The following is a 21997-nucleotide window of genomic DNA, read 5'->3' on the forward strand; positions in this document are numbered from 1 at the left end:
CCGCCTCGGACCGCCGAGACGGCGTGTCCTGCCAGGTCGTTTCGGTTACTTGGCGATCGCCGCGAAGCTCGCGTCGGTCGCGGCCGCGAGGTCGGCGGGCGCGAGCTCGAGGTCGAGGCCGCGCCGGCCGCCCGACACGAACACCGTGTCGAAGAGCTGAGCGGTCTCGTCCACGACGGTGGCATGCCGGGTCTTCTGGCCGACGGGGGAGATGCCGCCCACCACATAGCCGGTGCGCCGCTCGGCGACCGCAGGGTCGGCCATGACCGCACGCTTCGCGCCGACCGCCGCGGCGAGCGCCTTGAGGTCGAGCATCCCGGACACCGGCACGACGCCGACCACGAGACCGAGCTCGGTGTCGGCCAGCAGCGTCTTGAACACCCGGTCGGGCTCCACGCCCAGCGCGTCGGCGGCCTCCAGACCGTACGACGGCGCTGCGGGGTCGTGCTCGTAGGCGTGCACCGCGAACGGGATGGCGGCGGCGCCGAGCGCGACCGTCGCGGGCGTGGCCGCCGAGGCCGGACGCTTCGCCATCAGGCGGCGCTCGTCGTCGTCTCGACGCGCGGCCCGTTCGCCCGGTAGAGCTGCATCGACGTGCCGCCCACCAGGCGCGTGCTGCCCGGCGCGAGCTCGACGCCGTCCTCCAGGATCGGCACCTCGGTCGCGCTGTCCCAGAGGAGCTGGTACGACTCCACGCCCGGTGCGACCGGGAGGGAGACCTCCACATCGTCCTCCACGCCGTGCACGACGAGGAGAACGCGGTTGAACTCCTCCTTGTCGGGCGTGGAGGCAGCCAGGTACTGCAGGGTGCGGTTCTCCGGGGAGTTCCAGTCCTCGTCGTCCATGAGGGCTCCGGTGGCGTCGTACCAGTCCATGTGGCTGGCGTTGGGCGTGGTCTGGCCATAGACGGCGAACCGGCTCGGGCGCAGCGCCGGGTTGTCGCGACGCAGCTCCAGCAGCCGGCGGGTGGTGTCGAGCATCTCGCGCTGCTCCCGGGTGCGCAGCCAGCTCATCCAGGTGAGCTCGCTGTCCTGGCAGTAGGCGTTGTTGTTGCCGCGCTGACTGCGGCCGAACTCGTCTCCCGCCGTGATCATCGGCACGCCGGCCGAGAGCAGCAGCGTGCCCATCAGGTTGCGCATCGTCTTGTGCCGGTCGAGCAGCACGCGCTCGTCCAGCGTCGGGCCCTCCGTGCCGTGATTGAACGAGCGGTTGTTGTCGGTTCCGTCGCGGTTGTTCTCGCCGTTGCCGAGGTTGTGCTTGACGTCGTAGGCGGTGAGATCGGCCATCGTGAAGCCGTCGTGCGCTGTGACGAAATTGATGGAGGCCAGCGGGCCGCGCTCGGGCGAGAACGTGTTCGACGAGCCCGCGAGGCGGGTGGCGAAGCCGCCGATGCCGATCAGGGCCTGGCCGTTGCGCCGGGCCTCGGCGATATCGGCCAGCCAGAAGTTGCGGACCCGGTCGCGGTAGCGGTCGTTCCACTCCGACCAGCCGTCCCTGCCGTCCGTACCGCCGGGGAAGTTGCCGGTCTGCCAGCCGCCGATGCCGACATCCCACGGCTCGGCGATGAGCTTGACGTCGGAGAGCGCCGGGTCGCTCAGCATGTCGTTGATGAGCGGATGGTCGCGGCTGTAGGAGGCGTCCTCCCCGCGGCCCAGCGTGACGGCGAGGTCGAACCGGAAGCCGTCGATCTGGACCTCCTGCGCCCAGTAGCGCAGAGAGTCGAGCACCAGGCGCTGCGGGACGGGATGCCCGAAGTTCACGGTGTTGCCGACGCCGGTGACGTCGATGTACACGCCGTTCGCATCCTGCCGGTAGTAGGTGGCGTTGTCGATGCCGCGCAGGCTGGTCCGCGGGCCGCCGATGCCCTCCTCGGCGGTGTGGTTGTAGACCACGTCGAGAATCACCTCGATGCCCGCCTCGTGGAGCAGCTTCACCATCCCCTTGAACTCCACGAGCACAGCCTCCGGGCCTGCGGCCTGGGCGGCGCGGGTGGCGTAGGGGGCGTGCGGGCTGAAGAAGTTGAGGGTGTTGTAGCCCCAGTAGTTGGTCAGGCCTTCGCGGATGAGGCGCTGCTCGGAGGTGAAGGCGTGCACCGGGAGCAACTCGACGGCGGTGACGCCGAGGTGCTTCAGATAGCCGATCGTGGACTCGTGCGCGAGGCCCGCGTAGGTGCCGCGCAGCTCCTCCGGCACGTCCGGGTTCTGCCGGCTGATGCCGCGCACGTGCGCCTCGTAGACGACGGTGTGATCCAGTGGGGTGCCGGGCTTGCGGGAGTCCCCCAGTCGAAGCCGTCGGACACGACGGTCGAGCGCCACTCCTCGGGACCGACGCGGGTCAGGCCCTTGGCGTACGGGTCCATCAGCAGCGACTCGGGGTTGAACATGTTCTGCGGGCCTGGCGGGCCGGACACCGTGATCGCGTACAGGCTGCCGACGTGGAGGCTGCGGGACCGGCCGGTCCAGACGTTGTCGGCGTCGCGGTGCATCTCGACCGACTTCACCCGCCAGTCCGGATCCTTCGGGTCGAACAGGCAGAACTGCATCGCGTCGGCGTTCTCGGAGTAGACCCGAAGCTCACCGCCGTGCGGACCGATGCGTACACCCAGGTTGCGCAGAGGATCGGTGGACGTCATGCGATCTAGAGTAGTGACCACACCGCGCCACACCGGAGGAGGCCTCGGTGCCCGTTTACCTCGATCACGCCGCCACCACCCCGATGCGTCCGGAGGCGATCGCCGCCTTCACGGATGCGCTCGGGCTCGTCGGCAACCCGTCGAGCATCCACAGCCAGGGCCAGCAGGCCAAGCGGATGCTCGAGGAGGCCCGCGAGGCGGTCGCGTCGACGCTGGGCTGCGACCCGATCGAGGTGGTCTTCACCTCGGGCGGCACGGAGGCGATCAACCTCGCGATCAAGGGGATGTACTGGGCCCGGGGAGGCGCGGCGCGCCCCCGCATCCTGGTGCCGGGCGGCGAGCACCACGCGACGGTCGACGCGGTGGAGTGGCTGGAGCGCGCGGAGGGGCGCACGCGGAGTGGCTGCCGCTCGATGCCGAGGGACGGATCCTGCCGAGCGTCGTCGCCGACGCGCTGGCCTCCCCGTCGGACGCGGCGCTGCTGACCTTTCTGGCCGTCAACAACGAGGTCGGGACGATCCAGCCGGTCGCCGACCTCGCCGCCCTCGCGCGGGAGGCCGGGGTGCCTGTCCACGTCGACGCCGTCGCGGCGTACGGGCACCTGCCGCTGTCTTTCGCCGCCCTGGGGGCGGACGCTCTCAGCGTCTCGGCGCACAAGATCGGGGGACCGGTCGGGATCGGCGCGCTCATCCTCGGACGGCGCTCGGCGGTGGTGCCGCTCATCCACGGCGGCGGCCAGCAGCGCCAGGTGCGCAGCGGCACGCAGGACGTGGCGGCTGCCGTCGCGTTCGCGGCGGCGGCGCTCGCCGCGGAGGCCGAGCGGGTGGACGAGGCGCGCCGGCTCGCCGGGCTGCGCGACCGGCTGATCCGGGGCGCGCGGGAGGCCGTGCCCACGGCTGTGCTGAGCGGGCCGGAGCCGGTGGACGGCGAGCGCGTGGCCGCGAACGTCCACTTCGTCTTCCCGGGGGCGCAAGGGGACTCCCTGCTGTTCCTCCTCGACCTCGCCGGGCTCTCCGTCTCCACCGGCGCGGCCTGCACGGCGGGCATCCCCGAGCCGTCCCACGTGCTGTTCGCGATGGGCCGGAGCGAGCAGGAGGCCCGCAGCGCGCTGCGCTTCACGCTCGGGCGGACCTCCACCAAGGCCGACGTGGACGCGCTGCTCGCGGCCTTGCCGGGAGCGTACGCGCAGGCGGCGCGGGCCGGCCTGGCCGAACGGACACCCGGGAGCCGCTCAGCCGCCACAGCGTAGACTCTCCGGGTGCGAGTTCTGGCAGCGATGAGCGGTGGCGTCGATTCCGCCGTGGCCGCCGCGCGCGCCGTGGAGGCCGGCCACGACGTCGTCGGGGTGCATCTGGCGCTCAGCCGGATGCCGGGGACACTCCGCACCGGCAGCCGCGGCTGCTGCACCATCGAGGACTCGATGGACGCGCAGCGTGCGGCGAACATCATCGGCATCCCGTACTACGTCTGGGACTTCTCCGAGCGGTTCAAGCTCGACGTCGTGGACGACTTCATCGCCGAGTACTCGGCGGGCCGCACCCCCAACCCGTGCATGCGCTGCAACGAGCGCATCAAGTTCGCCGCGCTGCTCGAGAAGGCGCTCGACCTCGGCTTCGACGCCGTCTGCACCGGGCACTACGCCAGCATCCTGACCGACGACGACGGCAACCGCGAGCTGCACCGCGCGAGCGCGTGGGCCAAGGACCAGTCGTACGTGCTCGGCGTGCTCACCGCCGACCAGCTCGCGCACGCGATGTTCCCGCTCGGCGCCACGCCCTCCAAGGCGGAGGTGCGTGCGGAGGCCGCCGCCCGGGGCTGAGTGTGGCGAACAAGCCGGATTCGCACGACATCTGCTTCATCCCCGACGGCGACACCCGCGGCTGGCTGGCCGAGCACGTCGGCGCGGCGGAGGGCGACATCCTCGACCGCGAGGGCAACCGGCTCGGCTCTCACGAGGGCGCGCACGCGTACACGGTCGGCCAGCGCAAGGGCCTCAACATCGGCTACCCGTCGCCGGACGGCCGCCCGCGCTTCGTGCTGGAGGTCCGGCCGAAGGACAACACGGTGGTCGTCGGCCCGAAGGAGGCGCTCGACATCGCCGAGATCGCGGGCTCGCGCTTCACCTGGGCCGGTCCGGCCCCCGCGGCGCCGGAGACCCCGTTCGCGTGCGACGTCCAGATCCGCGCCCACGCCGACCCCGTGCCCGCCGTGGCCCAGCTCCGCGACGGCGAGCTCGTCGTCCGCCCGGACGAGCCGCTGAACGGCGTCGCCCCCGGCCAGACCGCCGTCGTCTACATCGGAACCCGGGTCCTCGGCCAGACCACGATCGACCGCACCGTCTCCGCCGTCCCCGCCTGACCCGCCTGACGGTCGGTAACGGAGGACATCCGGCCGCGCCTCCGGCGTGTCGGCAGCTACCGGAGGACATCCGCCCGGATCTGGCCACGATCTCCTCCGTTCGCCGCGGGCTGGGGCGCGTCGGGAACGGAGGAGATGCGGGTGGATAGGCGGCCGAAGTCCTCCGTTGACTGACTTCCGGCGGCGTGTCGTTGCGGGACTCCTCCGTTGCCGCCCTCGCGTCGGTGGGGGTGAATATGCTTGCTGGGTGGCGATCGAGACGAGCGAGCAGACCCCGGAGCAGACGGCGGACGCCGTGCAGGCCCGCGCGGAGGCCCAGGACCTGACCACCCGCATCCTGGAGCTGCGCGACGCGTACTACGAGCGCGACACCGTGCTCGTCAGCGACGAGGAGTACGACCGCCTGCTGCGGCGCCTCGGGGAGCTGGAACGCCTCCACCCCGAACTGCAGAGCCAGGACAGCCCCACGCAGACCGTCGGAGGCCGCGCGCAGACGACGCTCTTCACGCCCGTGCAGCACGCCGAGCGCATGCTCAGCCTCGACAATGTGTTCTCGCTCGACGAGTTCGAGACCTGGGCCGCGCGCGTCGAGCGCGACGCCGGCCGCCGGGTCGACTACCTCTGCGAGCTCAAGATCGACGGGCTCGCGATCAACCTCCGCTACGAGAACGGCGTGCTCGTCAGCGCGGCGACGCGCGGCGACGGCGTCGTGGGGGAGGACGTCACCGAGAACATCCGGCAGATCCCGGCCATCCCGCAGCGGCTGGCCGGCGACGGCCCCTTCCCGCCGCTGGTGGAGGTGCGCGGCGAGGTGTTCTTCCCCGTCGCCCAGTTCGACGAACTCAACGCCCACCAGCAGGAGGCCGGCGAGCGGGTCTTCGCGAACGCCCGCAACGCGGCCAGCGGCTCGCTCCGGCAGAAGGCAGAGGGCAAGAACGCCGCTCAGCTCGCTCTGATGCGCGACCGGCTCCGCCGCCTGCACATGCTCGTGCACGGCATCGGCGCGTGGGCGAACCCGCCGGTCGACGCGCAGTCGAAGATCTACGAGCTGCTGGGGTCGTGGGGCTTCCCACCTCGACGCACTACCGCGTTCTCGGCACGGTCGCGGAGGTGGACGACTTCATCCGCTACTTCGGCGAGCACCGGGGCAGCGTCGAGCACGAGATCGACGGCATCGTCATCAAGGTCGACGAGCTGGCCCTCCATGACGAGCTGGGCGCGACCTCCCGGGCGCCGCGCTGGGCGATCGCCTACAAGTACCCGCCGGAGCAGGTCAACACCAAGCTGCTCGACATCGTCGTCAGCGTCGGTCGCACCGGCCGGGCGACGCCGTTCGCGGTGATGGAGAAGGTGCGTGTCGCGGGCTCCGAGGTGCGGCAGGCCACGCTGCACAACCAGGAGGTGGTGAAGGCCAAGGGCGTGCTGATCGGCGACACCGTCGTCCTGCGCAAGGCCGGCGACGTGATCCCCGAGGTCCTCGGCCCGGTCGTGGAGTTGCGCGACGGCACCGAGCGCCCCTTCGTCATGCCCGAGAACTGCCCGGAGTGCGGCACGAAGCTGGCGCCCGCCAAGGAGGGCGACATCGACCTCCGCTGCCCAAACGCGGAGTTCTGCCCCGCCCAGGTCCGCGGTCGCGTGGAGCACATCGGCTCGCGCGGCGGTCTCGACATCGAGGCGCTCGGGGAGGTCGCGGCCGCCGCTCTCACCCAGCCGCGCTTCCCGGAGAAGCCGCCGCTGCCGACCGAGGCCGGGCTGTTCGGTCTGACCGTGCGGGAGCTGTTCCCGATCGAGGTGGTCGTCCGCGACTCCGAGACAGGGTTGCCGAAGCTCACCGAGTCCGGCGCCGAGAAGGTGGACACACCGTTCCGCCGTCGTCGGCAGAAGAAGGACGGACCGTTCCAGCCCGACGCCGAACAGTTCGGCGGCGACGAGCTCTACGTCCCGTCCAAGAACGCGCTGGAGCTGGTCGCGAACCTCGCGGCGGCCCGCACGAAGCCGCTCTGGCGCATCCTCGTCTCGCTCAACATCCGGCATGTCGGCCCGGTGGCCGCGCGCGCGCTGGCCGACCACTTCGGGTCGCTCGACGCGATCCGCGGCGCCTCGCGCGAAGAGCTGGCCGCGGTCGACGGCGTCGGCGGCATCATCGCCGACGCGGTGCTCGCGTGGTTCGAGGTCGATTGGCACCGGGAGATCGTCGAGCGCTGGGCCGCCGACGGTGTGCAGTTCGCGACGCCCGGCCACGCCGGCCCCGGTGCGCAGTCCGACGCGGGCGGAGTCCTCTCGGGCCTGACCGTCGTCGCCACGGGTTCGCTGGAGGGCTTCACCCGCGAAGGGGCGCAGGAGGCGATCATCGCGGCCGGCGGCAAAGCGGCCTCCAGCGTGTCCAAGAAGACCGATTTCGTCGCGGCGGGACCCGGCGCAGGGTCTAAGCTCGCCAGGGCGGAAGAACTCGGGGTCCGCGTCATCGACGCGGCCCAGTTCGCGATCCTTGTCGAAATGGGCCCCTCCGGGCTCGAGAACTAGTCCGTCACTTTGTGGACAGACCACAAGTTATCCCCCTGAATCGGGGGTAGAACGTCCATCCGTCCACCCCCGGATGCGGCTAGAGTCATGGTGTGCGCTCGCCCGGTGCACGCAAGGGCTTAGCTCGCTCGCTCTCGGAGGGACCCGGACGGAGTGCTGGTCGGCTTTGCAGCAGCTTCCATCGTCACCTCGGTCGTCACAGGACTGACCGGGGCCTTCGTCATGCCTGCCGACAGCGCGCAGGCGGCGCAGCTCTCCGCGGTCGCCCAGCCCGTGTCCGCGGCCATCGGCGACGCGCCGGCAAGCTCGGGCCCGGCGGGAGCCGGCGTCTCCGGCCCGAGCGCCGCCACCGTCTTCGGCTCGATCCGCGCGGTCGACCCCGCGGCGCTGCCCGGCTTCCTGGGTGCGCACGCCTCCGAGCTCGACCGGCTGCTGACCAACCCGCCGGCGGCGAGCGATGTCAGCCAGCTCTGGAAGCTCCTCGACCCCGCCCGTCAGGCGCAGCTGGTGAAATTCGCTCCGCACGTGATCGGCAATCTGGAGGGCGTCCCGTACGACGTCCGCGGCAAGGCGAACGTCCTCGACCTCGACCGCACCATCGCCGCCGCGACGTCCGACCTGCGCACCGAGCGCGGCAAGACCGAGCGCGTCGCCCTCAAACGGCAGCTCAGCACGCTCGGCAACGTCGAGACCGCGCTGAAGAAGAAGGACGGAGTGCAGCGCACCCTGGTGTCCCTGGACACGTCCGCGGACGCCCGGGCGGCCATCGTCGTCGGGAACCTCCGCACGGCGCGCTACGTGAGCGTGCTCGTGCCCGGCATGTACATGTCGGTGGGGGAGCAGGTGGAGGGCTGGGCCGGCGTCGCCCAGGACCTCTACTCGCAGGAGACCGGCTTCCTCAAGCGCTTCCTCGGCTCCCGCGCGAACACCACGACCCCGGGTGTCGCGGTCGTGGCCTGGATCGGCTACCAGACTCCGGTGCTGACCAACATCGGCGGCATGGACCTCGCCCGGCAGGGAGCCGACAGCCTGGAGCGCGCCCTGAGCGGCCTCCAGGAGCTGCGTCAGACGGACCCGCCGTACCTGAGCGTCCTCGCCCACTCGTACGGGTCGACCGCCGCGCTGCTCGCGTTGGAGAAGGGCACCGTCACAGTGGATGCGCTCGCGCTGATGGGCTCGCCCGGGTCCGACGCCCAGTCGGTGCGCCAGCTCGGCGTCCGCGACGGCAACGTGTACGTGGCCAAGGCGTCGATGGACCCGATCGTCAACAGCGCCTTCTTCGGCAGCGACCCGGGGGCGCCCTCCTACGGCGCGAAGACGATGGGGGTCGACGGGGCGGCCGACCCGATCACCCACAAGAGCCTCACCGGGTCGAGCGGCCACAACGAGTACTTCACGGCGGGGACCGAGTGCATGCGCAACCTCGCGCTGATCGGCATCGACCAGGGCGACCTCGTCCTCGGCTAGCTGCCCGGCGGGACCCGATGGGCAGGCGCGGGCCACACGCGTCACCCTAGAATTGAACTGCGCCCAACGAAATGAACGAGTTCAACCGTTTGGACCCACCCACTCAGACACCACCACGGAGACGCATGTCCGAAATCAGCGCAGAACAGGTCGCGCACCTGGCGAACCTCGCCAGGATCGACCTCAGCCCGGAAGAGATCGAGAGCCTCACCACCGAGCTCGGCCAGATCGTCGAGGCGGTCGCGAAGGTGCAGGAGGTCGCCGGGCCCGACGTCCCCGCGACCAGCCACCCGCTGCCGCTCACCAACGTGTTCCGGGCCGACGAGGTCCGCCCGTCGCTGACCGTCGAGCAGGCGCTCTCCGGCGCCCCTGAGCGCGACGGCGACCGCTTCAAGGTCGCCACCATCCTGGACGAGGAGTAAGCATGACGGATCTGACCAGGCTCTCCGCCGCGGCCCTCGCCGACCTGCTCGCCGCGCGCGAGGTCTCCTCCGTGGAGGCCACCCGCGCCCATCTCGACCGCATCGAGTCGGTCGACGCCGATGTGCACGCGTTCCTCCACGTCGCGGGTGAGAACGCGGTCCGCACCGCCGCCGAGATCGACGGCCGCCGGGCCGCGGGCGACGCGCTCGGCCCGCTGGCCGGCGTCCCGGTCGCGATCAAGGACGTGCTCGCCACCCACGACATGCCGTCGACCTCCGGGTCGCGCATCCTCGGGGGCTGGATCCCGCCGTACGACGCGACGGTCGTCCGCAAGCTGCGCGACGCCGACCTGGTGCCGCTCGGCAAGACCAACATGGACGAGTTCGCGATGGGCTCCTCCACCGAGCACTCGGCCTACGGCCCCACCCGGAACCCGTGGGACCTCGAGCGCATCCCCGGCGGTTCGGGCGGAGGCTCGGCCGCGGCCGTGTCGGCGTTCGAGGCGCCCTTCGCGCTCGGCTCCGACACCGGCGGCTCGATCCGCCAGCCCGCCGCGGTCACCGGCTCGGTCGGCGTCAAGCCGACGTACGGCGGCGTCAGCCGCTACGGCGCGATCGCCCTGGCGAGCTCGCTCGACCAGGTCGGCCCGGTTTCGCGGAGCGTGCTCGACGCCGGTCTGCTGCACGACGTCATCGCCGGGCACGACCCGCTCGACTCCACCTCCCTGACCGACACCTGGCCGTCGATGGCGGAGGCCGCGCGGGTGGGACTGCGCGAGGGCGCACTGAAGGGTGTGCGCGTCGGCGTCGTCCGTGAGCTGAACGGCGAGGGGTTCCAGGCCGGCGTCAAGCAGCGGTTCGTCGAGGCGCTGGCGCTCCTGGAGGGCGCCGGCGCGGAGATCGTGGAGGTCGGGGCCCCGAGCTTCGAGTACGCGGTCGCCGCCTACTACCTGATCCTCCCCGCCGAGGCGTCCAGCAACCTGGCCCGCTTCGACTCGGTGCGCTTCGGCCTCCGGGTGAAGCCGGAGGACGGCCCCGTCACCGTCGAGCGCGTGATGGCCGCGACCCGCGACGCCGGCTTCGGCACCGAGGTCAAGCGCCGCATCATCCTCGGCACCTACGCGCTGAGCGCCGGCTACTACGACGCCTACTACGGCTCGGCCCAGAAGGTCCGCACGCTCATCCAGCGCGACTTCTCCGCCGCGTTCGAGAAGGTGGACGTGCTGGTCAGCCCGAGCGCGCCGACCACCGCGTTCAAGTTCGGCGAGAAGCTGGCCGACCCGATGGCGATGTACCTCAACGACATCACCACCATCCCGGCGAACCTCGCGGGCGTGCCCGGCATGGGCCTGCCGATCGGTCTCGCGCCGGAGGACGGCCTCCCCGTCGGCATTCAGCTCATGACGCCGGCGCGCGCCGACGCCCGGCTGTACACGATCGGCGCCGCGCTGGAGCGGCTCCTGGAGGAGCAGTGGGGCGGCAGCCTGCTGAGCCAGGCGCCCGACCTGAGCGCCACGGAGATGTTCGCGAGCGAAGAGGGAGCGGTCTGATGGCCACGGCCGAACTGATGGATTACGACAAGGCCCTCGAGTTGTTCGAGCCCGTGCTCGGCTTCGAGGTCCACGTCGAGCTGAACACCGCGACCAAGATGTTCTGCGGCTGCGCGAACGAGTTCGGCTCCGGCGCGAACACGAACACCTGCCCGACCTGCCTCGGGCTGCCCGGCGGTCTCCCGCAGGTCAACGAGAAGGCGATCGAGTCGAGCATCCGCCTCGGGCTGGCGCTCGGCTGCGACATCGCGGAGTCGAGCCGGTTCGCCCGGAAGAACTACTTCTACCCCGACCTCGCGAAGGACTTCCAGACCTCCCAGTACGACGAGCCGATCGCGCACGACGGCGTAGTCACCATCGAGCTGGAGAGCGGCCGCGAGCTGACCATCCAGATCGAGCGCGCCCACATGGAGGAGGACGCCGGCAAGCTGACGCACGTCGGCGGCGCCACCGGCCGCATCCAGGGCGCCGACTACTCGCTGGTCGACTTCAACCGCGGCGGCGTGCCCCTGGTCGAGATCGTCACCAAGATGATCGAGGGCGCGGAGGCGGACGCCCCGGAGGTCGGCCGCACCTACGTGCGCGCCATCCGCGACCTGGTGAAGGCGCTCGGTGTCTCCAACGCGCGGATGGAGGAGGGCAACGTGCGCTGCGACGCGAACGTGTCGCTCCGCCCGCGCGGCTCGTCCGTGCTCGGCACGCGCACCGAGACCAAGAACGTCAACTCGCTCCGCTCGATCGAGCGCGCTGTCCGCTACGAGATCCAGCGCCAGGCGGCGATCCTCGACGCCGGCGGCACGATCACGCAGGAGACCCGGCACTGGCACGAGGACACCGGCACCACCTCCGCCGGCCGGCCGAAGTCGGACGCCGACGACTACCGGTACTTCCCGGAGCCCGACCTCGTCCCCGTCGCGCCCAGCCGCGAGTGGGTCGAGGAGCTGCGCGGCACCCTTCCGGAGGCTCCGGCGGCACGCCGCAAGCGACTGACCGCGGAGTGGGGCTTCACCGCCCTGGAGTTCCAGGACGTCGACAACGCCGAGCTGCTGGACGAACTGGAGGCGACCATCGCCGCCGGCGCGACCCCGCCGCCGCCCGCAAGTGGTGGACCGGTGAGATCGCGCGTCTCGCGAACGCGCAGGGAGTCCCGGCCGGCACGCTGGTCAGCCCGCAGCACGTCGCCGAGCTCGCCGCGCTGGTCGACGCCGGCACGCTCACCGACCGCCTGGCCCGTCAGGTGCTCGAGGGCGTCATCGCCGGGGAGGGCGCGCCGCAGGAGGTCGTCGACGCCCGCGGGCTCGCCGTGGTCTCCGACGACGGCGCCCTGATCGCGGCCATCGATGAGGCCCTGGCCGCCCAGCCGGACGTGCTGGAGAAGATCCGCGACGGCAAGGTCCAGGCCGCGGGCGCGGTCATCGGCGCCGTCATGAAGGCGATGAAGGGCCAGGCGGACGCGGCACGCGTGCGCGAGCTGGTGCTGGAGCGCGCCTCGCAGTGAGCGGCGCTCTCGAGCGCCGCCGCAACAGCGGCGGCGCTCGAGAGCGATTCGTGACGAATGTCGTGTTCGCCACCCGGCGCGATTCGTGACGAATGTGGTGAATGTCGCCGCCACACCCCACATTCGTGACGAATGTCGGGAGCGTCGCCCGGCGCGCTAGCGTAGGCGCATGGGCGTTTTTACTCTTGGGGGGCTGACCACGGAGCCTGCCTCCTCGCGCACAGACCTGCTCGCCCCGGGCACGCTCGCGATGTTGACGGACCTCGGCTGGCTGGACGAGGTCGGCGTCGTGGAGATCGACCCGGATGTGTCGGACACCGCGGCCACCCGGGAGGAGTTCGGTCTGACCGCCGACACGCTCGCCAACTGCGTCGTCGTCGGCGGTAAGCGCGAGGGTGCGGAGCGGATCGCCGCGTGCGTCGTGCTCGCCACCACCCGGGCCGACGTCAACAACACCGTCAAGCGGCTGCTCGACGTCCGCAAGGCCTCGTTCCTCCCGATGGAGCGCGCGGTCGAGCTGACCGGGATGGAGTACGGCGGAATCACGCCGATCGGCCTCCCGCGGGAATGGCCGCTGCTGGTCGACGCGCGGGTCGTGGCCGAGGGCGTCGTGGTCATCATCGGGTCGGGCGTGCGCCGCTCCAAGATCCTGCTGCCCGGCCGGCTGCTCGGCGACCTCCCGTCGGCCCAGATCATCGACGGCCTCGGGACGCCGCTGCCATCCGAGTCCGGCGCCCCACGATGACCGGGGCTCCCGTCGACCGCCTTCTCGGCCCCGTGCGCTCGCATCTGATCGAGACGCTGTCCGGACGCTCCGACCGCATCCCGAGCTGGGTGCTGCGGCTCGAGGACGGCGAGGACGAGGGGTTCTTCCCGGCGGGCGGCGCCGCCTGGACGGTGCACGGCGGCATGGCGACGCTCGTCGCGGGCGTCCGCGCCCTCCTGCTGCAGGCGCTGCACCCGGGAGCGCTGGCCGGCGTCCGCGAGCACTCCCGCTACCGAGAGGACCCGCTGGGCCGGCTGGCCGGGACCATCCAGTGGATCCACACGGTCACTTTCGGCAGCCGCGGTCAGGCCATCGCCGGCTCGGAGATGGTGAAGACCCTGCACGAGCGCGTGCACGGCAGCTACGTCGACGGGCACGGCGTCACGCGCCCCTATGCGGCGAACGACCCCGACCTCGCCGAGTGGGTGCACCTGGCCTTCACCGACGCCTTTCTCACCGCGCACGAGCACTGGGGGCCGCCTATCCCGGGCGGCGCCGACGGCTACGTGGGCGAGTGGGCCATCGCGGCGGAGCTGATGGGAGTGGCGGACCCGCCGCGCACGGCCGCCGACCTCCGCGCCAGGATCGACGCCGTCACCGACGCGGGCGAGCTGCGCGGCGGCCCCGAGGTGGCGGAGATCGTGCGCTTCATCCGGCGGGCGCCGCTGCGCCGGACGCTGCGGCCGTCGTACCGGGTGCTGTTCCGCGCGGCGGTGTCGACGATGGAGCCGCGGTACCGCGCCCTGCTGGGGCTTCCTGTCGCCGACCGGCTGCCGATCCACCGCGCGACGAGCGTTGTGCTCGCGGGCGCGCGGGTGCTGCTCGGGCCGCAGACGCAGGCCGAGCTGGCTGCGCGGCGACGCCTGGCGCGGCTCGCGGCGACGACCGGAGGGTGAGCGGGCGGCCCGCGCGTCGTCTGTGAGAACGTGCAACCCCGCGGGGCCGTCTCGGAGTTGCGTTGTGCTGCGCGTGACTGTGCCGTCCCGTTCGTCTGTGAGAACGTGCAACCCCGCGGGGCCGTCTCGGAGTTGCGTTGTGCTGCGCGTGACTGTGCCGTCCCGTTCGTCTGTGAGAACGTGCAACCCCGCGGGGCCGTCTCGGAGTTGCGTTGTGCTGCGCGTGACTGTGCCGTCCCGTTCGTCTGTGAGAACGTGCAACCCCGCGGGGCCGTCTCGGAGTTGCGTTGTGCTGCGCGTGACTGTGCCGTCCCGTTCGTCTGTGAGAACGTGCAACCCCGCGGGGCCTGCTCGGAGCTACGCTGTGCTGCGGTGGCCCGTTCACCGGTGAGCGGACCCGAGTCACCGGAGGTGTTGCCATGACATCCACCCGTCCAACCGCGCCCGACGAGGCCGGGAACAAGGGCCTCAAAGGGGGCGCGCTCGGCCTCGTGTCCGGAGTCGTCGTCGGTGTGGCCTCCACGGCGCCCGCCTACAGCCTCGCCGCGAGCCTCGGCTTCATCGTCGTGGGCGGCACTCTCGCCGCCGGCGTCAAGGCGCCCGGCATCGTGCTGCTGGCCTTCATCCCGATGTACCTGATCGCCGTGGCGTACCAGGAGCTCAACAAGGCCGAGCCCGACTGCGGCACGACCTTCACCTGGGCGGCCCGCGCGTTCGGGCCGATCACGGGGTGGATGGGGGGCTGGGGCATCGTCATCGCGGACGTGATCGTGATGTCCAACCTGGCGCAGATCGCCGGCCAGTACTCCTTCACGTTCGTCGGCGGCTTCGGCCTTCCGGGCGTGGCGGCGCTCGCGAACAACAATTTCGCCGTGACGATAGCCGGCCTGGTCTGGATCGCCCTGATGACCTGGATCTGTTACCGCGGCATCGAGGTGTCCGCGCGATTGCAGTACTTCCTGCTCGGCTTCGAGGTCGTCATCCTGATCCTCTTCGCCGTGTATGCGCTGGTGCGGGTCTACTCCGGCACCGCTGAGCCGTACTCGCTCATCCCGCAGTGGTCGTGGTTCAACCCGTTCACCCTCGACTTCGCTCAGACCATCGCCCCCGCGCTGCTGACCGCGATCTTCATCTACTGGGGCTGGGACACCGCGGTCTCCATCAACGAGGAGACCAAGAACCCGGAGAAGACCCCGGTCGCGCCGCCATCATCAGCACGCTCCTCCTGCTCGGCACGTACGCGCTCGTGACGGTCGCCACCGTCGCGTTCGCGGGCGTCGGCACCAAGGGCATCGGGCTGGCGAACCCGGCGAACTCGGGCGACGTGTTCTCGGCGATCGGGCCCACGCTGTTCGGCAGCGGGCCGATCGGCGCCATCCTGATGACGCTGCTCGGCTTCTCCATCCTGACGTCGGCTTCCGCGTCGACGCAGACCACCATCCTGCCGACCGCGCGGACGACGCTGTCGATGGCGGTCTACAAGGCCATCCCGGAGAAGTTCGCGCGCATCCACCCGAGGTTCCTGACGCCCACCTGGTCCACGATCGGGATGGGGCTGGTGTCCGCGGCGTTCTACCTCGTGTTCACAGCGATCAGCGTCACCCTGCTCACCGCGCTGATCGGCTCGATCGGCCTGATGATCGCCTTCTACTACGGGCTGACCGGGTTCGCGTGCGTCTGGTACTACCGCCGGACGCTGTTCACGAGTTTCCGGCACGCGATCATGCGCGGGCTGTTCCCGCTGGTCGGCGGCCTCATGCTGCTGGCGGTGTTCATCTACGGCGTCATCAGCTTCTCGGCGCCCGACTGGCTGACCGACGCGAACGGCAAGAACGTGACCATCTTCGGCATCGGGGCGGAGGCGGTGGTCGGCATCGGCGGCATCCTGATCGGCGTCGTGCTGATGGTCGTCTGGCGGATCATCCGGCCCGACTACTTCCAGGGCCGCACACTGCCGCGGCAGAGCGACGACATCATCCTGGAGCCGGTCGCGGTGGGCGACGAGCTGCCGTTCGGCACCGCGGCGTCGCGGATCCCCGCGACGGTGATCGCACCCGACTTCTCGAACCTCCCCGAGGGACAGACACCCGTCAACGCGGATACGCTCGAAGCGGTCGAGGAGCCGACGGACCTCCCGCCGGCCGACCCCGACCTGCCGCGGAAGGGGAGCGAGTGAGCCAGCGCACCAGCCGAGTGAACCAGCGCAGCCGAAACGTCGAGTGGGAGGACCCGGCGCCGGGCGTCGCCGTGATGCCGACGATGAGCGGCCTGGCGTACCTGCAGGCGATGATCGCGGGGAGCTGCCGCCGCCGCCCATCGCGAAGCTGATGGGGATGACGCTGGCCGAGGCCGAGACCGGGCGCGCGGTGTTCGTCTGCGAGCCCGACGAGTCGCACTACAACCCGATCGGGACGGTGCACGGCGGCCTGGTCTGCACCCTGCTGGACTCAGCGATCGGCTGCGCGGTGCAGTCGACGCTGGCGCAGGGCCAGGGGTACACGTCGATCGAGATCAAGGTGAACTATCTGCGGCCGGTTTTCGTCGGCAGCGGCCCGCTCACCTCCAGCGCGACCGTGACGAAGCCGGGCAACCGGGTGGCGTTCGCGGACGGGGTCGTGACCGACGGGAGCGGAAAGACCGTGGCGACGGCGACGGGGTCGCTGCTGGTGTTCCCGATCGGGTGACGCCGGCCGATCGGGTGATTCAGGCCCCGGCCGCCTCCCGCTGCGCCACGAGCTGGTCGCGCACCTTCCGGCGGATCACCTTGCCGACGATGCTGCGCGGAAGCTCATCCACCTGCACGACGTGCTTCGGCACCTTGTACGCGGTCAGGCAGTCCCGGCCGTAGGAGCGGATCGCCTCCTCGTCGAACGAGGCCCCCGGCTCCATCACGACCGCGGCGACCACGTCCTCGCCGCCGCGGCGGTGTGGGAGACCGACCACGGCGACGTCCGCGACGCCCTCGAAGCTGCGCAGCGCGTCCTCCACCTCGGTCGGGGAGACGTTGAAGCCGCCGGTGACGATGAGCTCCTTGATCCGGTCCACGATGCGGACGAAACCCTCCTCGTCCATCGTCACGATGTCGCCGGTGCGGAACCAGCCATCGGCCGTGAGCACTTTCGCCGTCTCGTCGGCGTTGCGCCAGTACCCGGAGAACACCTGCGGCCCGCGGGCGAGCAGCTCGCCCTCCTCGCCGAACGCCCGGTCGACGGACGGGTCGTCCGGGTCGGCGACGCGCAGCTCGGTGCCGGGCAGCGCGAGGCCGACCGTCCCGGGCTTGCGGGTCGCGCCGACCGGGTTCGCCATCAGCACCGGCGAGCACTCGGACAGGCCGTAGCCCTCGACCAGATAGCCGCCGGTCTTCGACTCCCAGAGGTCGACGATGCTCTGCGGGAGGCTCATCGCGCCGGAGATCGCGATGTCGATGCCCGACAGCGAGACCTTCCGCTGCTCGGCGGCCTGCACCAGGCGCTCGTAGATCGGCGGCACGGCGGGCAGGAAGGTCGCCGGTCGCTTCTTCACGACCTCCAGCACCAGGTCCGGGTCGAACTTCGGGAACAGCACCAGCCGCGACCCCATGCTCATCGCGAAGGTGAGGCAGAGCGTGAGCCCGTAGGCGTGGAACAGCGGGAGGACCGCGTAGACCACCGAGGTGCCGCGCTCGATCGTCGGAACCCACGCCCGCGCCTGCGCCGCGTTCACCGCGAGGTTGAGGTGGCTGAGCATGACGCCTTTCGGACGCCCGGTGGTCCCGCTCGTGTACTGGATGAGCGCGAGGTCGTCGCGCTCCGGTCGCGGCACGGAGGCCTTCAGTCGTCGCGACGAGACGAGCGTCTCCCACGTGACGGTGCCGGAGACCGTCGCGGTGAGCTGCTCGCGCGCCTTGCGGGCGGCGCGGACCGGGAGGCGGAGGGCGAAGCGCTTGCTCGCGGGCATCCCGCGCGTGATGTCCACCGAGATCACGGTCGTGACGCCGAGGTCGGCGGGGAGGTCCTGGACCATGTGCACCGCCTTGTCCCAGACGATCGCCACGGTCGCGCCGTGGTCCTCGAACTGATGCCGGAGCTCGCGCGGGGTGTACAGCGGGTTGTGCTCCACCACGACCGCGCCGAGCCGCAGCACCGCGTAGAACGCGACGACGTGCTGGGGGCAGTTCGGCAGGACGAGCGCCACCCGGTCGCCCTTGCGGACGCCGCGCGTGCGGAGGCCCTCCGCGGCACGGGCGATCTGGTCGCCGAGCTCGGCGTAGGTCGTCGTCGCGCCGAAGAACTCCAGGGCGACGTGCTTGCTGTACGTCGCGACCGAGTCGTCGATCAGGTGGGCGAGGGATCCGTCCGGCAGATCCACGTCGGAGGGGACGCCCGGCGCGTAGGCGGAGACCCAGGGGCGATCGCTGTAGCTGCTCACAGGGAAGAGCCTATTGGGCCGCCGTCAGGGCGTGCACGGCCTCCTCGATCGGGGCGTCGCCGGAGATGACCTCCCAGGTGCGGCCGATCGTGGCGGGCTCGGTCAGGCAGACGGCGATCAGCCGGGCCACGTCCTCGCGCGCGATGGTGCCGCGCGGCACGCTCTCGCCGAGCTGGACCGCGCCCGTCCCCTCCTCGAAGGTGAGGCCTCCCGGACGGAGGATCGTCCAGTCCAGCCCGGAGGCGCGCAGCGCGTCGTCGGCATCGCGCTTGGCCTCCACATAGGCGCGCCACTGCGGGTCGGCGTCCTCCGCCACCGGGGCGTCGACGCCCCACGCGCTCACCTGCACGAACCGGCGGACGCCGGCGGAGGCGGCGGCCTCGGCGGACTTCACCGAACCGGCATAGTCGACCGTGCGCTTCCGGGCGACGCCCGACCCCGCTCCGGCGCCTGCCGTGAACACGACCGCGTCGCAGCCGACGAAGGCCATGGCGATGGCGCCGGAGTCGGCCTGTTCGATGTCGATGACGTGGCCTTCGCCGCCCAGACGGTAGACGTCCTCGGCGTGCTCGTCGCTGCGGACGAGGCCGACGAACTCGTCCCCCCGGTCGTAGAGCACCCGCATGAGCTGCTGGGCGACTTTTCCGTGGGCTCCGACGATTGCGATTCGACTCATGCATCCATCTTGCTCCTGTTCGGGCCCGCTCCGCTCACGGCGAACGTGCGCGCGGCCCGGCGGGCGGATGCGTTACGGTCGTGCACATGACCGGTCTGCTGGAGTTCGTGGCGCGTTTCTTCGCGCCGGGCTCTGGCCTGTCGGTGCTGTGGCACTCCGCGGCCTGGCCGGGAGGTCTCTCCGGGCTCGTCGCCCTCGTCGGCCTGGCCGGCGCGATCGGGATCGTCGCGGTCGCCGCGACGGCAGTGGTGCGCTCGGTCGCCGCTCTCGCGGCCTCGCTGCGCGCCCGCGCCGTCTGGTCGAACCCGCTGCAGCCTGCCGCCGGTTGGCTCCTCGAGAGCCAGGCCGACCCGGACGCGGACGGCCGTCCGCGGCCGAGAGCGCCGGGCATCCCCCTGCCGGTCGCGTAGCCGGGCGATCTTCGCCCTGCGCGGCCAGACGACGTCTCGTTCGTTCCGACTGCAGGGATATCACCCATGGACTTCTTCTCCTGGCCGCCGATCGCGGCCGTCCTCGACGCGGCCTACGGCTTCGTCACCGCCCTCTCCGCCGCCGCCGAGCCCGTTGCGGGCACAGCCGCCGGCATCGTCGCGATCGTCGTCCTGACGATGACTGTGCGCGCCCTCCTCCTCCCCGTCGGCGTCAGCCAGGTGCGCGCCGAGTACACCCGGCGCCGGCTCGCCCCGGCCCTCGCCGAGCTTCAGCGCAGGCACGGGAAGGACCGCGAGCTGCTCGCCCGCAAGACGATGGAGCTCTACCAGGCCGAGCGCACCTCCCCGTTCGCCGGGATGCTGCCGCTGCTCGCGCAGCTCCCCGTCATCTCGCTGGTCTACGCGCTGTTCACGCACGCCACCATCGTCGGCCATGCCAACGCTCTGCTCGACGCTCACGTGCTCGGCGCGCCGCTCGGGACCAGCTTCGTCGGCCTCGCCGGCGCCGGGTCCGTCTGGCCGGGGTTCCTGGTCTACGCGGGCGTGCTGGTGCTCATCGCCGCCGTGACCACGGTGTCGCGGCGCGTGCTCGCGGTGCCGCAGCCGGACGGCACGCAGGCACCGACCGGCGTCGTGCGGGCGCTCTCGTTCCTGCCGTATGTCACGGTGGTCTTCGCGGCGTTCGTGCCGCTCGCCGCGGCCGTGTACATCCTGACGACCTCGGCCTGGACCGTCGTCGAGCGGGCCACGCTGCGCCGTCTGCTCGACCCGGAGCGGGGGAGGACCGCGCCGTCGACGTCGCACTGAGCCGGTCCCGATCGGCATGGGATGCTTGAGGCATGTGGAAGCGTGATCGTCCCCGTCCGCCGCGCGACCCGCGCGAGGCCACGCCCGGCCTCGGCGTGGGCGTGCAGGTGTACGTCGTCGAGCAGGAGCCGCCGTCGTCCGACGGCTGGCCGGGGGAGCCGACGGGCGTGATCATCGCCGGCGGTGACCGCAGCCTCCGGGCGATCTCGCTGCCGAACGACGGCTTCACGAACTGGGTCGTCGCCTTCAGCGAGCCACAGGTGCGCCGCGACGGCAGCGGGCCGTACGAGACCGCGACCATTCCGGCCGTGCTGCTGGTGGCGGCCGAGCCAACGGAGGCCTGAGCAGTGCTCGGGGTCGGCCTGATCCGCGGTATCAACGTCGGCGGCAACGCGCGCGTCGCGAAGGCGGACCTCGCCGCCGCGTTCGAGGCGGCCGGCTTCGAGGACGTGGTCACCCTGCTGCAGAGCGGCAACGTCGTCTTCCGTGGGCCGGGTGCGCCTACCGCTGAGCAGGCGGACGCGGTCACCTCCGCGCTGGCGGAGTCGTCCGGAGTGTCGGCAGGCGTCGTCCTGCTGCCGGAGGAACGCTTCCGCCGGATCGCGGCGGACAACCCGCTGCTGGACGTCGCGGACGACGACTCCCGGCTCGTCGTGACCTTCCTCGACCACGACCTGCCCGCCGGAGTGAGCGCGCCGGACGACGCCGCGCTCTCCCCGGAGATCGTCCGGCTCGGCCAGCGCGCTGTCTACCAGTGGAGCCCGCTCGGCGTCTCGAAGTCGACCGTGTCGGGCGCGTTCTGGCGCAGTCTCGGGCCGGTGGCGACGGGCCGCAACCAGCGCACCGTCCTCCGCCTGATCGCCGAGCTCGACCGCCGCGCCTGAACGCTCGCGGGAACGCACTGCGGGAGGTCACCGGCTGCTCTTACAATGACGGCATGTTCGTCGAGGGCACCCTTCGATGGCAGGTCACGGAGGACTGCCCCTGGGACCTGCTGATCGCGCTCGCCCTGCGCGACCTCGTCGGCCTCGACAACACTCGCGAGCCCGCGCTCCCGCGGGTGTCGCCGTCGATCGTCCCGGCTCTTCACGGTGCGCTGGAGCGGAGTCGTGGAGCCGTGACCCTGGCCGCGAAGGACGTCCTGGAGACCCAGTGGCACGCCCTGTTCGAGCGCGCAGCGGACCGCGAGCACCGCCCGCTCACCCCGCTGTTGCAGCCTCCGCACTTCGCTGCGCTCGATCGCGCGATCGAGCTGCAGGACGTGGTGCTCGCCCAGTACGAGACGGCGGCGAGCTGGGCGCGCGAGCGGCGAGCCGAGTACGCCCGCGCGAGCATCGAGCGCCACGCGACGCGCTCCGCCGACATCGTGGACGTGGTCCACGAGCGGGAGCACGACCTCCGACGCCAGGCCGGCTACTTCCGGCTGGACATCGACGTGCTCCCGCTCGCCGAGCGCGGCGCGTGGATCGTGGGGCCGCACACGGTCGTGGTCAGCACCTCGCTGCGCGACGACTCGCCGGCGTTCCGCGACTGGTTCCGCCCGCTCGTCGCCGCGTTGGTGTGA

General features: G+C 71.5%; 17 protein-coding genes and 5 pseudogenes. 18 read left to right on the forward strand and 4 right to left on the reverse strand.

Going from position 1 to position 21997, the window contains the following annotated elements; genetic code table 11:
• Positions 1 to 45: 45 nt before the first annotated feature.
• Together ybaK and glgX are read right to left on the reverse strand one after the other, a co-directional pair.
• Entirely contained in the window at positions 46 to 534 is a 489-nt protein-coding gene (gene ybaK / locus ACRAWC_RS02380; protein WP_431346315.1) for a Cys-tRNA(Pro) deacylase, read from the reverse strand.
• A pseudogene (gene glgX, locus ACRAWC_RS02385) lies at positions 534 to 2632 on the reverse strand (glycogen debranching protein GlgX). Before glgX ends, ybaK begins: the two are co-directional and overlap by 1 nt.
• A gap of 47 nt (positions 2633 to 2679) precedes the next feature.
• On the opposite strand from glgX, the pseudogene ACRAWC_RS02390 reads away from it, so the two are divergent.
• The 13 genes and pseudogenes from ACRAWC_RS02390 to ACRAWC_RS02450 all read left to right on the forward strand — a co-directional run bounded on the left by ACRAWC_RS02390 (position 2680) and on the right by ACRAWC_RS02450 (position 16796).
• Positions 2680 to 3881 (forward strand): annotated as a pseudogene (locus tag ACRAWC_RS02390) (cysteine desulfurase family protein).
• Between the two features lie 9 nt (positions 3882 to 3890).
• A pseudogene (gene mnmA / locus ACRAWC_RS02395) lies at positions 3891 to 4990 on the forward strand (tRNA 2-thiouridine(34) synthase MnmA).
• A 247-nt stretch (positions 4991 to 5237) separates the two neighbouring features.
• Positions 5238 to 7513: pseudogene (gene ligA, locus ACRAWC_RS02400) on the forward strand (NAD-dependent DNA ligase LigA).
• A 153-nt stretch (positions 7514 to 7666) separates the two neighbouring features.
• Positions 7667 to 8980, forward strand: a complete 1314-nt coding sequence (locus ACRAWC_RS02405) for an alpha/beta hydrolase (protein ID WP_431346316.1) — start codon at positions 7667 to 7669, stop codon at positions 8978 to 8980.
• Positions 8981 to 9105: 125 nt separating this feature from the next.
• Positions 9106 to 9402, forward strand: a complete 297-nt coding sequence (gatC, locus tag ACRAWC_RS02410; RefSeq protein ID WP_431346317.1) for an Asp-tRNA(Asn)/Glu-tRNA(Gln) amidotransferase subunit GatC — start codon at positions 9106 to 9108, stop codon at positions 9400 to 9402.
• A gap of 2 nt (positions 9403 to 9404) precedes the next feature.
• Positions 9405 to 10952: an Asp-tRNA(Asn)/Glu-tRNA(Gln) amidotransferase subunit GatA gene (gene gatA, locus ACRAWC_RS02415; RefSeq protein WP_431346318.1), complete on the forward strand. Its 1548-nt coding sequence runs from the start codon at positions 9405 to 9407 to the stop codon at positions 10950 to 10952.
• A pseudogene (gene gatB / locus ACRAWC_RS02420) lies at positions 10952 to 12450 on the forward strand (Asp-tRNA(Asn)/Glu-tRNA(Gln) amidotransferase subunit GatB). The gene gatA and the pseudogene gatB overlap by 1 nt, the downstream one beginning before the upstream one ends.
• 169 nt (positions 12451 to 12619) lie before the next feature.
• A complete protein-coding gene (locus ACRAWC_RS02425; protein WP_431346319.1) occupies positions 12620 to 13195 on the forward strand; it encodes a YbaK/EbsC family protein in 576 nt (191 codons plus the stop codon).
• The gene (locus ACRAWC_RS02430; protein ID WP_431346320.1) at positions 13192 to 14112 is read left to right on the forward strand and encodes an oxygenase MpaB family protein; all 921 of its coding nucleotides are present in this window, start codon (positions 13192 to 13194) and stop codon (positions 14110 to 14112) included. The genes ACRAWC_RS02425 and ACRAWC_RS02430 overlap by 4 nt, the downstream gene beginning before the upstream one ends.
• Positions 14113 to 14531: 419 nt before the next feature.
• Positions 14532 to 15362, forward strand: coding sequence for an APC family permease (locus ACRAWC_RS02435; RefSeq protein WP_431346321.1), 831 nt, complete (start codon positions 14532 to 14534; stop codon positions 15360 to 15362).
• Positions 15359 to 16288 carry a hypothetical protein gene (locus ACRAWC_RS02440; protein ID WP_431346322.1) on the forward strand — a complete coding sequence of 310 codons (930 nt, stop codon included), beginning with the start codon at positions 15359 to 15361 and terminating at the stop codon, positions 16286 to 16288. Before ACRAWC_RS02435 ends, ACRAWC_RS02440 begins: the two co-directional genes overlap by 4 nt.
• Positions 16285 to 16440, forward strand: a complete 156-nt coding sequence (locus ACRAWC_RS02445; RefSeq protein ID WP_431346323.1) for a hypothetical protein — start codon at positions 16285 to 16287, stop codon at positions 16438 to 16440. The genes ACRAWC_RS02440 and ACRAWC_RS02445 overlap by 4 nt, the downstream gene beginning before the upstream one ends.
• Before the next feature lie 5 nt (positions 16441 to 16445).
• Complete coding sequence (locus ACRAWC_RS02450; RefSeq protein ID WP_431346324.1) at positions 16446 to 16796, forward strand: PaaI family thioesterase; 351 nt, start codon at positions 16446 to 16448, stop codon at positions 16794 to 16796.
• 19 nt (positions 16797 to 16815) lie between these two features.
• Here ACRAWC_RS02450 and ACRAWC_RS02455 read toward each other — a convergent pair whose 3' ends face one another.
• The gene (locus tag ACRAWC_RS02455; protein ID WP_431346325.1) at positions 16816 to 18519 is read right to left on the reverse strand and encodes a long-chain-fatty-acid--CoA ligase; all 1704 of its coding nucleotides are present in this window, start codon (positions 18517 to 18519) and stop codon (positions 16816 to 16818) included.
• A 10-nt stretch (positions 18520 to 18529) separates the two neighbouring features.
• Complete coding sequence (locus ACRAWC_RS02460; protein WP_431346326.1) at positions 18530 to 19195, reverse strand: SDR family oxidoreductase; 666 nt, start codon at positions 19193 to 19195, stop codon at positions 18530 to 18532.
• 86 nt (positions 19196 to 19281) lie between these two features.
• On the opposite strand from ACRAWC_RS02460, the gene ACRAWC_RS02465 reads away from it, so the two are divergent.
• The 5 genes from ACRAWC_RS02465 to ACRAWC_RS02485 all read left to right on the forward strand — a co-directional run bounded on the left by ACRAWC_RS02465 (position 19282) and on the right by ACRAWC_RS02485 (position 21997).
• A complete protein-coding gene (locus ACRAWC_RS02465; protein WP_431346327.1) occupies positions 19282 to 19605 on the forward strand; it encodes a DUF6412 domain-containing protein in 324 nt (107 codons plus the stop codon).
• Between the two features lie 66 nt (positions 19606 to 19671).
• Complete coding sequence (locus tag ACRAWC_RS02470) at positions 19672 to 20433, forward strand: YidC/Oxa1 family membrane protein insertase (protein ID WP_431346328.1); 762 nt, start codon at positions 19672 to 19674, stop codon at positions 20431 to 20433.
• Positions 20434 to 20465: 32 nt separating this feature from the next.
• A complete protein-coding gene (locus tag ACRAWC_RS02475; RefSeq protein ID WP_431346329.1) occupies positions 20466 to 20777 on the forward strand; it encodes a hypothetical protein in 312 nt (103 codons plus the stop codon).
• 3 nt (positions 20778 to 20780) lie between these two features.
• Complete coding sequence (locus ACRAWC_RS02480; protein WP_431346330.1) at positions 20781 to 21317, forward strand: DUF1697 domain-containing protein; 537 nt, start codon at positions 20781 to 20783, stop codon at positions 21315 to 21317.
• A 53-nt stretch (positions 21318 to 21370) separates the two neighbouring features.
• Positions 21371 to 21997 carry a hypothetical protein gene (locus tag ACRAWC_RS02485; protein WP_431346331.1) on the forward strand — a complete coding sequence of 209 codons (627 nt, stop codon included), beginning with the start codon at positions 21371 to 21373 and terminating at the stop codon, positions 21995 to 21997.

The sequence above is a fragment of the Leifsonia sp. L25 genome (assembly GCF_050632895.1).